This is a genomic window from Empedobacter sp. UBA7252 (genome assembly GCF_002472765.1).
Lineage (GTDB): Bacteria > Bacteroidota > Bacteroidia > Flavobacteriales > Weeksellaceae > Empedobacter > Empedobacter falsenii_B.
Map to the genome: position 1 here is coordinate 25,215 of NZ_DKSQ01000002.1, position 13,512 is coordinate 38,726.

At 31.6% G+C, this 13,512-nt stretch carries 12 protein-coding genes; 6 read left to right on the top strand and 6 right to left on the bottom strand.

What is annotated here, in order from left to right:
* Together blaEBR and B2X73_RS00905 are read right to left on the bottom strand one after the other, a co-directional pair.
* On the bottom strand, nucleotides 1-680 hold a 680-nt coding region (gene blaEBR / locus B2X73_RS00900; RefSeq protein ID WP_291095487.1), incomplete at its 3' end, for an EBR family subclass B1 metallo-beta-lactamase.
* Nucleotides 680-1,555: a carbon-nitrogen hydrolase gene (locus B2X73_RS00905; RefSeq protein WP_114999920.1), complete on the bottom strand. Its 876-nt coding sequence runs from the start codon at nucleotides 1,553-1,555 to the stop codon at nucleotides 680-682. The genes B2X73_RS00905 and blaEBR, both read right to left, overlap by 1 nt.
* Before the next feature lie 262 nt (nucleotides 1,556-1,817).
* On the opposite strand from B2X73_RS00905, the gene B2X73_RS00910 reads away from it, so the two are divergent.
* Entirely contained in the window at nucleotides 1,818-2,462 is a 645-nt protein-coding gene (locus tag B2X73_RS00910) for a DUF5715 family protein (RefSeq protein WP_114999918.1), read from the top strand.
* 43 nt (nucleotides 2,463-2,505) lie between these two features.
* A complete protein-coding gene (locus B2X73_RS00915) occupies nucleotides 2,506-3,087 on the top strand; it encodes a DUF5715 family protein (RefSeq protein WP_219034309.1) in 582 nt (193 codons plus the stop codon).
* On the opposite strand, the gene B2X73_RS00920 is transcribed toward B2X73_RS00915, so the two are convergent.
* Complete coding sequence (locus tag B2X73_RS00920; protein ID WP_291052708.1) at nucleotides 3,068-4,258, bottom strand: MFS transporter; 1,191 nt, start codon at nucleotides 4,256-4,258, stop codon at nucleotides 3,068-3,070. The genes B2X73_RS00915 and B2X73_RS00920 overlap by 20 nt on opposite strands.
* Nucleotides 4,259-4,460: 202 nt before the next feature.
* On the opposite strand from B2X73_RS00920, the gene B2X73_RS00925 reads away from it, so the two are divergent.
* From B2X73_RS00925 to B2X73_RS00940, 4 genes are all read left to right on the top strand, one after another.
* Nucleotides 4,461-6,014 carry a calcineurin-like phosphoesterase C-terminal domain-containing protein gene (locus B2X73_RS00925; protein ID WP_286495616.1) on the top strand — a complete coding sequence of 518 codons (1,554 nt, stop codon included), beginning with the start codon at nucleotides 4,461-4,463 and terminating at the stop codon, nucleotides 6,012-6,014.
* Between the two features lie 244 nt (nucleotides 6,015-6,258).
* Entirely contained in the window at nucleotides 6,259-9,462 is a 3,204-nt protein-coding gene (locus B2X73_RS00930) for a SusC/RagA family TonB-linked outer membrane protein (protein WP_291091670.1), read from the top strand.
* 23 nt (nucleotides 9,463-9,485) lie between these two features.
* The gene (locus tag B2X73_RS00935; protein WP_286495618.1) at nucleotides 9,486-10,937 is read left to right on the top strand and encodes a SusD/RagB family nutrient-binding outer membrane lipoprotein; all 1,452 of its coding nucleotides are present in this window, start codon (nucleotides 9,486-9,488) and stop codon (nucleotides 10,935-10,937) included.
* A gap of 85 nt (nucleotides 10,938-11,022) precedes the next feature.
* Nucleotides 11,023-11,370 carry an MmcQ/YjbR family DNA-binding protein gene (locus tag B2X73_RS00940; RefSeq protein WP_286495619.1) on the top strand — a complete coding sequence of 116 codons (348 nt, stop codon included), beginning with the start codon at nucleotides 11,023-11,025 and terminating at the stop codon, nucleotides 11,368-11,370.
* Here the strand turns inward: B2X73_RS00940 and B2X73_RS00945 are convergent.
* The 3 genes from B2X73_RS00945 to B2X73_RS00955 are packed head-to-tail and all read right to left on the bottom strand — an operon-like array spanning nucleotide 11,367 to nucleotide 13,371.
* Nucleotides 11,367-12,392, bottom strand: coding sequence for an isochorismate synthase (locus B2X73_RS00945; RefSeq protein WP_286495620.1), 1,026 nt, complete (start codon nucleotides 12,390-12,392; stop codon nucleotides 11,367-11,369). The two genes, B2X73_RS00940 and B2X73_RS00945, sit on opposite strands and share 4 nt — an antisense overlap.
* Complete coding sequence (locus B2X73_RS00950; protein ID WP_219034304.1) at nucleotides 12,385-12,807, bottom strand: PaaI family thioesterase; 423 nt, start codon at nucleotides 12,805-12,807, stop codon at nucleotides 12,385-12,387. The genes B2X73_RS00945 and B2X73_RS00950 overlap by 8 nt, the downstream gene beginning before the upstream one ends.
* Before the next feature lie 3 nt (nucleotides 12,808-12,810).
* Complete coding sequence (locus B2X73_RS00955; protein WP_286495621.1) at nucleotides 12,811-13,371, bottom strand: 1-acyl-sn-glycerol-3-phosphate acyltransferase; 561 nt, start codon at nucleotides 13,369-13,371, stop codon at nucleotides 12,811-12,813.
* Between the last annotated feature and the right edge of the window lie 141 nt (nucleotides 13,372-13,512).

Below are 13,512 nucleotides of genomic sequence, written 5' to 3' on the forward strand. Positions count from 1 at the left end.
TTTTCGATATGTCCAGTAACTTTCCAATTATCATGACCTGGAATAACTTGTTTAATTTTTGGATGTTTTGTAACTAGTTTCTGTACTGTTTTTGGCCATTCAGTAACATTTGCTTCACCTGTGTAACCTAAATTTACAGCGTCAGCACCTTTTATCAAACAACCTCCATTCAGCACTTTATATTTTGGAAACCAAACCACAACATTATCAGAAGTATGTCCTTCACCAAAATATTCAACAACAAATTTTTCATTACCAAATTTGTATGTTTTTCCTAATTCAATCTCAAATTTTGATGTCGCTTTTCCTTCTTTTTTTAATTTAGAATTGGTTAAAGAAGTTGCATAAGTAGGAATATTCAAATCATTATAAAAACTTAAATCTCCTGCTCTATCATCATGCGAATGTGTTGCAAACACAGCGATAACTGGCAAATTATACTTTTCTTGTAACATATCATTTAATTCTTGATATTGCGATTTCTGCCAAGGAACATCAAACAAAACGATTCCTTTATTCGTTACCAAATACATTCCATTTGCATTATACTCAACACCATTAAACGAATTGAATGTTTGATAAACAAATAAATTGTTATTAATCGGATCAATCTGAATTGGTTTTATTTGACCAAATGCAAAACTTCCTATCAATGCTATAAGTGAAAATAATTTCTTCATTAATCCTCGTCTATAAAACGTTTTGTAATTGGTTGATAAGAATCGATGCGGCGATCTCTTAAGAAAGGCCAGTGTTTACGGAAGAAATCAGATTCGTTCAAATCCAATTCAACCACTTCTGTTTCCTCTTTATCATGCGTTGCTAAGTACAACAATTTTCCCTGCGCATTTGTCGCAAAAGAGCCTCCCCAGAACTTCATTGCTCCATCTTGCTCAAAACCAACACGATTTACAGAAATAACCGGAACTCCATTCGCAACCGCATGTGAACGCTGAATTGTTTGCCAAGCATTGTATTGATCTTGATTTGTTTCTTCGTCTTGCGTCGTATCCCAACCAATCGCAGTAGGATAAAATAAAATTTCTGCTCCCATCAATGCTGTTATACGAGAAGCTTCTGGATACCACTGATCCCAACAAATTAACACTCCAATTTTTCCAAATTTAGTATCAAAAACTTTGTAACCTAAATCACCTGGAGTAAAATAGAATTTTTCATAAAACGCAGGATCATCTGGGATATGCATTTTGCGATATTTTCCTAAATATTGTCCATCAGCATCTAAAATAGCGGTTGTATTGTGATATAAACCTTGCGCACGTTTTTCGAATAATGAAGCGATAATTACCACTCCCAATTCTTTAGCTACAACTGATAACGCATCTGTTGATGGTCCAGGAATTGCTTCTGCTAAGTCGAAATTATCGTAATCTTCTACGTCACAGAAATATAATGAGGTAAACAATTCTTGCAAACACACAATTTGAGCGCCTTTTGCAGCTGCTACTTTTACTTGCTCTATTGCTTTGTTTAAATTTTCTTGTTTGTTATTAGTACAAGTCATTTGTACCATTCCAACTTTAACTTTTGCCATTTTATAAATAGGTCTAAAAATAAAAATGAATAATAATTACAAAAATAGCGAATTTAGTAGGATTTAATCTATTAGAATTTATATTTAAGAATATTTTATGTTTCAAATGTGATGAAATTTAAATTTCTATCAATCTATCTAGCAATGCTATTTTGAGAACAGATTTAAGAAAATTTTAAAAAAAGTTTACCTAAATATTATAATTTTTAACAAGTCTTTATTAAATTGTAACTTCTAATTTTGTCGCGTAATAATTTAAAACATGAAAAAATTAATTGCCCTTTCTTGTCTTTTTAGCGGAATATTTATTTCAGCTCAAAGTCAAGAAAGTTACATTTTAGCAGAAAATTCTGCCTCTTCATCCACTTCTATCTCTACAAAAAAAGTAACTTATGACGATCATTTAATGGCAGCAGAATCATTCAACATTCCAATCGTGAAGAGTTTTGATGATATTGAAGGTTTAGTTGCTACAAAAAAATTAGTTGCAATTCCTGAAGAAGGAAATGGGTACACAATTGAGAAATTAACACACAGTAAAGCTTTTTTAAATAACAGAGCAAAAACTGTGTTGGAACGAATTGCTTCAAAATTTCTGGACGAAAACAATGCTACAATTACTGTAACTTCGCTTACCCGTTCTGAAGAAAGTCAAGCAAGTTTAAGACGAGTAAATAGCAATGCAGCAAAAGGCGAAAGTTCTCATAACTATGGTGCTTCTTTTGATTTGTCGTATACAAAATTCAATAATAAATATACGTATAGCAAAACTCATCGTGATAATTTAGAAGCGATTTTAAAACAATTGCAAGAAGACGGTAAAATTTACTATATCAAAGAATATAGACAACACTGTTTTCATGTAACGGTTCGTAATCCCGATCAATTTAAATCAACAACAATGTAATATATAAAAGTTCTTTTCTATTTTTGCAGAAGAGAATTGAATCATGAAACAATTTTTAACAACTTTTTTTATTTGCTCTTCTTTATTCGGTTACGCTCAATCTCGAGTTATTATAGAACCTTCTAAAGAATATGTTCAGCATTTGAATGCCGCAAAATCTCATAAACTTGAGCTAATTGATGGTGATAAAAAGTTGAACAAATATATCAATCAAGGTAAATTGGTTAAAATAAAGCAACGTGGTTATGGTTGGCGAGTTGGTGATTTAACGCATAGTCATTCGTATCTTATTCCAAAAGGTCGAGATATTTTGACAAGTATTGCAAGAGATTTTGTAAAAACAACAGGTCAAAATTTTTTCGTTGTTACATCAATGACACGAACGCTACATGATCAAAATCGTTTGAGAGGAATTAATAAAAATGCTTCTTCTAATGATAGTTCACATAATTTTGGTGCTGCTTTTGATATTTCTTATGTTAGGTTTAATCATAAAATTAGACCTGATTCTAAACTAGAAAAAGAGTTAGAACAAGTGCTAAAAAATTATGTTAGAACAGGTAAAATTTACTACGTAAAAGAATCTAAAATTAGATGTTTTCATATTATCGTTCGGAATTATTAAATTCTGAACGATTTTTTTTTGTTTGTAAATAATAACTATACAATAATCCTATAAACACAAACAAACTACAAAAACCAAATAAGTTTGACATTCCAAACAAACTGATAACACCACCAATTAGAGGACCTGTAATTCCCAATGAGATATCAATAAACAAGCCATACGCAGCTAAAGCAGCTCCTTTACTATTATCTGAAACCAAAGCAACAGCCTCTACTCCCATCGCAGGAAAAACCAATGAAAAACCAATTCCTGTAATACCTGCACCAATAAGAGCGATAAAAGAATTTGGCGCACTAAAAAGAATTAATAAACCTATCGTTTCGACTATCATGCAAATAATTCCAACTTTTAATCCTCCTAATGTATTAATTGAACTATTAAAAAATAATCGTCCTACAATAAACAATAAACTGAAAACACTTAAACATAAAGCTGCATTCGACCAACTATAAAAGTCGTAGTAAAGTGTTATAAAATTAGAAATTCCTCCAAATCCAAGACCTGCAAGTGCTAAACAAATTCCAAAAGGAGCCACTGTTTTCAATACACTTATAAATGGTTGCGGAACTTTTGAAACTGCAGTTAATATATTCTCTTTATTTCTAGCTAAAAAATAACCTATAATCGCACAAACAATACTAAACAAACCAATAAAACCAAGTCCAAAATATTGATTTAAGATAACTCCCAATGGTGCTCCAATTGCCAATGCACCATAACTAGCAACACCATTATAAGAAATTGCTTTCGCTGTATGTTGTTGTCCAATTTTTAAAATTGCCCAGTTTATTGGACTTCCACCTACCATTCCTTCTGCTGCACCAGTAACCAATCTCGCAAGTACAAGAATAGCTATTGACAAAAAATGATTGTTTCTTGTGAAGTAACAAAAGTATAATAAAACTCCTGCTAAAATAAACAAACTCATACTCAATAAAACGGCTGGTTTAGGACCTTTTGTATCTACGATTTTTCCCGCATAACCTCTCAATATAAAAGTTATCACATATTGCAAACTAATTACAATACCCGCTACAAGCTCAGTAAAACCTAATGTTTTTGTAATAAAAATAGGTAAAATAGCCAACGGTAAACCTATAAGTAAATAACCTATAAATGAAAAACTTACATAACCTATAATTTGCATGAAAATTTGTCGTGAACTCATGCTTAATTTCTCTTCCATAACATAATGCAATCGGTTGCAAATTTAGAATATTTAATAATCAAAGACAATTATTCATCCATTATTAAATTTGAAAATATATTATTCTTATTTACTTAAATTTAATCTTTACTTATTGTTGTGTTAATCCGAATACCGCATAAAATATAGAATTTTAACATCTACAAAACAAGAAATTCACACAATGAAAAAAATCGTATTATCGCTAGTATTATTTGGAAGTTTTTATACTTCTGTCAACGCTCAACAACTTGCTAAAGGAATTGTTTTTGAAGATAAAAATCAAAACAATAAATTCGATAAATCAGAAAAACGTTTGGCAAACGTGCAAATTAGTAACGGAAAACAAGTTGTTTCGACAAATGATAAAGGAGAATATCAAATCGAGATTGATAACGAAACTATTTTGTTTGTCATTAAACCAACAAATTACAAAATTCCTACAAACGAATTCAATCAGCCACAATTCTACTACATCAACAAACCTAATGGCTCTCCAAAATTAGAATATGCAGGTTCTGCTCCGACTGGAAATACTCCAAAGAGTATTGATTTTGCTTTAATTCCTACAAAAGAAAACGAAAAATTTTCGGCTTTAATTTTTGGTGATCCTCAAGCTTATACAGAAGAAGAAATCGAGTATTTCTCTAAAGGTGTAATTGATGATGTTAAAGGAATTAAAGGAATGGAATTCGGACTTTCTTTAGGAGATTTGGTTGGTGATGATTTGAATTTGCATCCATCTTATATAAAAGCTGTTTCGAAAGTTGGTTTACCTTGGTACAATGTTATGGGAAATCACGATATGAATTATGATGCAAAAGAAGATCAATATTCGGATGAAACGTTCGAGAAAAATTTCGGTCCAAATAATTATTCATATAATATCGGTAAAGCACATTTTATTGTTTTAGATGATATTTTATATCCAGATCCTCGTGATGGAAAAGGATATTGGGGAGGTTTCCGTCCTGATCAATTAGAATTCATTAAAAATGATTTAAAATTTGTTCCAAAAGATCATTTAATTGTTTTAGCATTTCATATTCCGTTGCGTGACACACGTCCAGAAGATAGAAATCAATTATTCGAATTGTTAAAAGATTACCCAAATACAATTTCAATGTCTGCTCATACACATTTCCAAGAACAGATTTTTTATGCAAATCAAGATGGTTGGCAACAACAAAAACCTCATCACGAGTACAATGTTGGAACAACTTCTGGTGATTGGTATTCGGGACCGAAAGATGCAAAAGGAGTTCCGGCCTCTACGATGCGTGATGGTACACCAAAAGGTTATGCTTTTTTACATGTAGATGGTAATCAATATAAATTTGATTATAAAGTTGCAAATTCACCAAAAGAAAAACAAATCGACCTGTACCACACAAAAAAAGTAAAAGAAGGTAAACGCAATCGTGCTTTTTTATATGCTAATTTCTTTATGGGACATGAATCAAATAAAGTTGAATATCGTGTAAATAATGGTGAATGGAAAGAGATGAATTGGGATCCAACAGTTGATTACAATTATATGGAAACCATCATGAAAATTGATAATGCAGAAATTACAAATATTGGTAACAGACCTTCTGCTCCAGAAATTTCGAAACATATTTGGTCAGTTCGTTTACCGAATAAACTAAAAGTTGGAACTTATCCAATTGAAGTTCGCGCAACCGATTTGTACGGAAACACTTTTACAGAAAAATCTTCTTTCGAAGTTATTAAATAACCGTTTTATACACATCTTGATAAGCCACTTCTTTTGAAGTGGCTTTTTTAAATAAAATATTTTACAATTTATTCATGTTAAATAAAAATCAATAAACCTTTATTCAAATGTAAAACTAATATCAAGACCTCTATTTTAGTAATGTTTACTTAAAAATCTCTTAACCATGAGTTAAACAACTTCATAAAAAGAAGTTCTAGTTTTGTTAAAATTTTTAACACATAAACATTTCACATTTACAGCTATGAAACAATTAAAATTACCACTACTTCTACTAGGTGGATTTTTAAGTTTACACGCCAATGCTAAAACTTACACCGGAACAGATTATCATCAATCGATTTCTCAAGATCAAAATCCAATCAAAGGTCAAATCGTTGATCAAAACGGATTAGGAATTGCAGATGTAGAAATCATCATCAAGGGAACATCTTTTAAAACATTTACAGACGGAGATGGTTTTTTCGAATTTGTTTCAGTAAATGTTGCTCATCCTACATTATTGGTAAATTCATCTCAACACAAATTTATTGAATACACACCGAAAGATATTTCTCAAGTAAAAATTACTTTACAAGAAGAATCTAACCAACTGAATGAGGTAATTGTAACTGCTTTGGGGATAAAGCGAGAGCAGAAAAAATTAGGATTTGCTCAACAAAATATAGGTTCGGAAGAACTTGCAACAGCAGAAGCGAATAACTGGTCTTCGGGATTGAAAGGAAAAGTAGCTGGTCTTAATATTATTTCTGGAGGAAATGGACCAATCAATTCTCAGCAAATTATTTTGCGCGGAGCAAATTCAATCGACCAATCAAAAAATTACGCTTTAATTGTCATCGATGGTGTTCCAATGAGTACAGAAATGACTTCTTCTGGAAACAATACTGCTTACATGGGCGATGATTCACCTATCGATTTTGGTAACGGTATTTCTGACATCAATCAAGCAGATATCGAAAGTGTAACCGTTTTAAAAGGTCCTTCTGCAGCGGCTCTTTATGGAAACAAAGCTGCAAATGGAGCTTTAATTATAACAACAAAATCAGGTAAAAAAGGTAAACAATTAGGTTTAGAATATAAATCAACTGTAGCTATTGACGTTATTAACAATTGGCCAGATTTTCAATATGAATATGGTCAAGGAACTGGAAAAAGTTTCGATAAAAACGGCAATCCTTATTACTCATATCAAACCTCAGCAGATGGACCAAATACAGGAAGTACTTCTTCTGCATTCGGACCAAAATTTGACGGACAATCATTTTTTCAATATGATCCAACTTTAGAAAAACAAGGGGCTGAAAGAACTTTATGGCGTGCGTATAAAGATAATAGAAAAGGGTTTTGGCAAACTGGTTTCACTTTCAGTAATGCAGTTACACTTTCTGGTGGAAATGACAAAGGAAGTATGAGAGCTTCTATTGGACATCAGAAAAATAGCTGGATTATGCCAAATACAGGCTACGAAAATTATACTGCTGCTATTAATGGAAACTATCAAGTAAGTGATCGCATCAAAGTTTCGACTGCCTTAAACTATACTCGCAAAACAAGTGATAATTTACCAGGAACTGGTTACAATAACGGATCTATTGCTTATTTTATGATCTTCCAAAATCCAAACGTAGATTTAAATTGGTACAAACCAATTTGGAAAAAGGATTTCAATGGAGTAAAAATGATTCGCCCATTTAGTTCATACATGGACAATCCTTATGCTATTGCTTACGAAGCTGTTAATCCAATGAGTAGTAATCAAATTGTTGGAAATATTAGAGCAGATTTTAAATTAAGCAATAAATTAAGCTTAATGTTACGTCCTGCAATTAATACCTATACTCAATTGCGCGAACAAAAACGTCCATTTGATATGAATCGTACGCCGAATGGATATTACAAAAGACAAGACATATCTAAAACTGAAACAAATATCGATTTCTTATTAACTTATACTGATAAATGGGGAGATTTTGGTTTCAATGCAAATGTTGGAGGTAATAGAAAAAATTATGAATACAGAAATTTAACGGCTTGGGTAAATGGTTTAGCTTCGCCTGGAGTTTATAAACTTTCGAATGGATTAACTTCTCCTTTTGCAAGAACGTATGATTCTAATTTAAAAGAAAATTCATTATATGGAATGGCTTCATTTGGTTGGAAAGACATGATTTTCGTTGATTTTACAGGTCGTAACGACTGGAATTCTTCTGTTGCAGTAAAATATAGCTCATTCTTTTATCCTTCAGTCTCTTCAAGTTTTATTCTGTCAGATTTATTCAAAATAAAAGGACCTATTAATTACTTAAAATACCGTTTATCATTTGCAAAAGTTGGTAACGGAGGTACAACAGGTTGGACAAATAGATATTACGATCAAAGCGATTTTACAGCATCTGCAGTAGTACCTGGAAGATTATTTAATCCTGATATTAAACCTGAATCTACAACATCATGGGAAACTGGTTTCGAGGCTTTATTATTCAAGAAAAGATTAAGCTTAGATTTTACAGTTTATCAACAAAGTACAAAAAATCAAATCTTCGAATTACCAAATGATATCACAACTGGCTATTCAAGAAGAGTGGTAAATGGAGGAGAAATTGAAAACCGAGGAATTGAAATAGCAGCTACGTATTCTCCAATTAAAAGTAAAGATTTTGAATGGAAAATGATTGGAACTTGGTCTAAAAATGAAAACAAAGTAAAATCTTTAGTAGAAGGAATAGAAGGTGATCAAATGATTCTTGGTCAATCTGGAACAGTTTATCAAATTGCTAAAGTTGGCGGTTCTTCTACAGCTCTATATGGTGAAAAATTTGTAAGAAACGATGCGGGACAAATCATTTATGATGCAAAAACAGGTGTTCCACTTAAAAATGGATTAATAGAATATGTTGGAGACGCAACACCTAAATGGAGAGCAGGTTTCACAAATGAAATCAAATTCAAAACATTGCGTTTCAGTTTTACATTAGACGGACAATATGGTGGAATTGTCTATTCACAAACTTATCACAAAATGATGGAGCAAGGAAAATTGGCAGATTCTTTACCTGGTCGAGAAGATGGTTACATCATTGGAAATGGTGTTGTATTGAATGCTGACGGAACTTATTCTCCAAATACAACAAAAGCTGATGTGGCAACTTATTATGCTGAATATAATCGTCGTGCAAATGTAGAATCTAATTCATTCGAAGCTTCATATTTAAAATTAAGAGATGTGAGTTTAACATTTGATTTTCCTAAAAGATTATTATCAAAAACAGGTTTACAAGCATTGTCATTAACAGTTTACGGACGCGATTTATTCACGATTAGTGATTTTCCTTTATACGATCCAGAAACAGCATCATTAAATGGAAATACTTATGTACCTGGAGTTGAAATGGGACAAATGCCGTCAACAGCAACGTATGGAGTAACCTTAAAAGCTTCATTATAATTTACAACATTCAATTTATTAAAATGAAAAAGATTTCAATTCAACTATTTTTTGCCTTCACTATAATTTCAACTGTTTTCTCTTGTACAAACGATTTTGAGAAAGCAAATGAAGATCCAAACTTAATCACAGAAATTAATTCAGGTTCTGTTTTAAATCCTGTTCTTTATGATTTGGCTGAAAATAATGTTTTAAAAAACTACGATATTACAGCTCAATTGATGCAAGTTCATATTCCTTATCCAAGCAATGCAATGGGACTTCATCGTTATGATGTAACAACAGGAACGGGAAATTCGACTTGGAATAATGCCTACACAAATCTTGTTAATTTGGAGGAAATGCTAAAAGTTTCGCAAAAAGCTGGAGATGTCAATTATCAAGCAATTGCATTAACGCTTCGTTCTTTAGTTATTTCTAATTTAACCGATATGTTTGGCGATGTTCCTTTTTCTCAAGCAGCCAAAGCAGAAGAAGGAATTACAAAACCAAAATTTGATACACAACAAGATATTTATAAGCAATTATTAAATGATTTAGAGAAAGCAAATCAATTATATGTAACTAATTTAGGTCTAAAATATGGTACCGATATTTTATTCCCAAGTAGTGAAAAAAACATCAATATAACACGTTGGAAAAAATTCACAAATTCTCTTAAAATGAGATTATTATTAAGAATTTCGAATCGTGATGCATCTGCCTTAACAGAACTTAAAAAAATAATTGATAATCCGACAACTTATCCTATTTTCGAAAGTGAATCAGAATCTGCTATTTTACAAATTTCTGGTTTAGCACCAAGTTTATCTCCTTGGCCAAGAGCACAAGATTATAGAGATAGCCGAACATTCACAACATTTTTTATTGATAAAATGAATGAAACTAATGATCCTCGTTTACCAATTTTAGTCAATAAAGCTTCTAATTTGGATGGTTCTTCATTAGGTTACAAAGGAGTTCCTGCAGCTTACGAAGGAAATAGTTCTGATTACAAATTCAATCCGTCATCTCCTAACAATGCAATTGTTATCGCTCCGATGAAAATTCCATTAATGACTTATGCTGAAGTTGAGTTTATAAAAGCTGAAATGGCTCAAAAAGGTTTAGGTGGTGATGCAAAAACTCATTATGATAAAGCTGTAAAAGCTGCTGTACAATTATGGACGAATATCGAGCCTACTGCTGAATTTATGGCACAAGAAAAAATTAAATACAACAATACGTTAGAACGTATCATCGATCAAAAATATTTTGCTTTATTCTTTACAGATTACCAACAATGGTTTGAATATAAAAGAACTGGTTTTCCAAAATTACCGACAACTTCTACCATGTTGAATGATAAAAAAATGCCTCGTCGTATGCTTTATCCAACAAGTGTTAGAAATTATAACCCAGAAGGCTATCAGAACGCACTTCAACAAATGGGACCAGATAACATCAATACGCGTGTTTGGTGGGATGTAAATTAATTGCATACATTCCACATTTAATAGAAAACGACCTTGTAATTAAGGTCGTTTTCGTTTTATTTGTATCTTCACTAAAAATATTTTTATGCATATAGAAGAGTTAAGAGAGTTTAGTTTAGGACTTCCATTGGTCGAAGAAAAATTTCCTTTTGATCAATCTACTTTGGTCTTTTATATCGCTGGAAAAATGTTTTGCCTTTGTAATATTGACGATTTTGATTCTGTAAATATCAAATGTGATCCAGATAATGCAATCGAATTACGCGCAACTTTCGAAGCTGTAATTCCTGGTTATCACATGAACAAAAAACATTGGAATACTGTTAAAATTCATCAAGACGTGAAAAACATTCAAATCAAAGAATGGATAAAAGATTCTTATAATTTAGTCATCTTAACTTTACCAAAATCTAAACGTCCTAAGTTGATTTAATTCTCTGTTTTCACCAACAATTCACCTATTGTTTTTGATTTCAGTTCTGTTTCTCGCCATTCATTTTCAGGAATAGAATCGGGCATAATACCTCCTCCTACATACAAATTTACTTTATTAGAATAGATTTTTGCACATCTAAGATTAACAAAATACTCCGATTCTGTTTTATTTTGAAAGCCCATAAAACCTGCATAAAAAGTACGATTATAGCCTTCGTTTTCGAGAATAAAATCTTTTGACAGATCCTTTGGCATTCCTCCTACAGCAGGCGTTGGATGCAAAGCTTTCAACAAGTCATACAGCTGAGATTTGTCTTTTAATTGAGCTGAAATAAATGATTTCAAATGTTCAAAAAATCCTGCATTTACCGAAAATGGTCCGTCCACATCAATGTAAGAAGTATAAGGTTCTAAAGTTGACGAAATATAATCAGTTACTACTTGTTGTTCGTGATATTCTTTCTCTGTCCATTCATCTTCTTTTGCTTTTGTTCCAGCTAAAGAAACAGTTTGTATAAATTGATTATTTTCTTTCAATAAAAGCTCTGGCGAAGCTCCAATCCAACAACCTTCTTCTGTATCAAATCGCAAATACACATAGGCATTTGGATAATGTTGATGTAAATTTTTAAAAGTTTCAACTAAATTAATATTCGTTTCTGGAAGTGAATTGATTCGACTAATTACAATTTTTTTAGTTGGTGAATCACTTTGTAATTCTTCAACTGTTTTTTGAATTAAATCAATATAATTTTCATACGAAATTGCTTCATTTTTGTTTGATTCTGGTAAAGAAAGTTCAAAATTTGGTAATTCATTTATTCCAATATCTATAACCTCATTATCATTAAATTCAACCAATTTTGTATTATCGAAACTATTACAAATAAACTTGTTATCCGATTCAAAATCTTTATTTTCCCACAACTCCACTTGTGTAGAATTTGGTTTTCTAAAAAGAAGAAAAGGTTCTTGATTCTGAATTAATCTTTCAAGTTTATCTTGAAATTTTTTAAACATGTTTTTTAGAAATAATAGCGTTTGTTAAATGTGTATAACAGATTAATTTATCGTTTTCATCTTTGATTTCAATCTTAATCAAATGCGAAGTACGACCTTGTTTTACGACTGTTGCATGCCCAAAAATTGTTCCTTCCTTTTTTGGACGAAGATGATTTGCGTCAACATGTTGACCAACCGCCACAAAATCATCCGAATGTAAAATAATATTTGACAATGTACTTCCCAACGTTTCCGCCAAAACGATAGAAGCGCCTCCATGCAATAACCCAAATGGTTGATGAACTTTAGGCGTAACAGGCATTTTTCCTGATAAAAAATCTTCTCCAACTGCCGTAAATTCTATATCTAAAGTTTCAAGTAATGTATTTTTCGAAATTTCATTGAACTTCTGTAAAATATCTTGTTCGTTCATAATTTAATGTATTTTTGGGTTATAAAGTGCTGGATGTTTTGCCCTAACTTTTTTGTAAAAATCTTGAATTTCATCCATCACATCTTCTAAAGTTCTGTTTTCTGTTTCTACAATTTTTGAAATTCCAGCTCTTTTTTTCTTGAAATCACAATAAGCCAAAACAATCGGAACATCTGCTTTTTGCGCGATATAGAAAAATCCATTTTTCCACTTTTCTGCACGAGAACGCGTTCCTTCTGGTGTATTAATTAAATATAATTTATCTGATTCTTTCAAAATATCTGAAGCAAAATCGACCATATTATGTCGTTGAGAACGATCAATTCCGATTCCGCCCATTTTCTTTATAAAATATCCATACCAAGGTTTTGTCCAAGCATCTTTGATAAACATTTTCATTGGAATTCCCATTTGCCAAAAAGCCAAAATAGTATAGTAAAAATCCCAATTGGAAGTGTGCGGAGCGCAAACCAAAACGCATTTATCTACTTTCGATAGATCGAGATGATTATCTAATTTCCAACCTCCTAATGAGTACAAAAGTTTGCCTAAAATTTTTTTCATAAAATGATGCTTTATGCATTTGCAAACATACAAAACTCGAAACGGATATTAGTCAATGTAACCAAAAATAAAAAGAGACATTCCGAAATGAAATGTCTCTTTTTGAATATTATTAATTAAAATACTTCCTAAGTCTATGCA

Bases quoted from the DNA above. Each gene is read 5' to 3' on its own strand.
- B2X73_RS00935 (WP_286495618.1), top strand. From the start codon at position 9,486: ATGAAAAAGATTTCAATTCAACTATTTTTTGCCTTCACTATAATTTCA.
- B2X73_RS00945 (WP_286495620.1), bottom strand. From the start codon at position 12,392: ATGTTTAAAAAATTTCAAGATAAACTTGAAAGATTAATTCAGAATCAA.
- B2X73_RS00915 (WP_219034309.1), top strand. From the start codon at position 2,506: ATGAAACAATTTTTAACAACTTTTTTTATTTGCTCTTCTTTATTCGGT.
- B2X73_RS00925 (WP_286495616.1), top strand. From the start codon at position 4,461: ATGAAAAAAATCGTATTATCGCTAGTATTATTTGGAAGTTTTTATACT.
- B2X73_RS00910 (WP_114999918.1), top strand. From the start codon at position 1,818: ATGAAAAAATTAATTGCCCTTTCTTGTCTTTTTAGCGGAATATTTATT.
- B2X73_RS00930 (WP_291091670.1), top strand. From the start codon at position 6,259: ATGAAACAATTAAAATTACCACTACTTCTACTAGGTGGATTTTTAAGT.
- B2X73_RS00940 (WP_286495619.1), top strand. From the start codon at position 11,023: ATGCATATAGAAGAGTTAAGAGAGTTTAGTTTAGGACTTCCATTGGTC.
- B2X73_RS00920 (WP_291052708.1), bottom strand. From the start codon at position 4,258: ATGAGTTCACGACAAATTTTCATGCAAATTATAGGTTATGTAAGTTTT.
- B2X73_RS00905 (WP_114999920.1), bottom strand. From the start codon at position 1,555: ATGGCAAAAGTTAAAGTTGGAATGGTACAAATGACTTGTACTAATAAC.
- B2X73_RS00955 (WP_286495621.1), bottom strand. From the start codon at position 13,371: ATGAAAAAAATTTTAGGCAAACTTTTGTACTCATTAGGAGGTTGGAAA.
- B2X73_RS00950 (WP_219034304.1), bottom strand. From the start codon at position 12,807: ATGAACGAACAAGATATTTTACAGAAGTTCAATGAAATTTCGAAAAAT.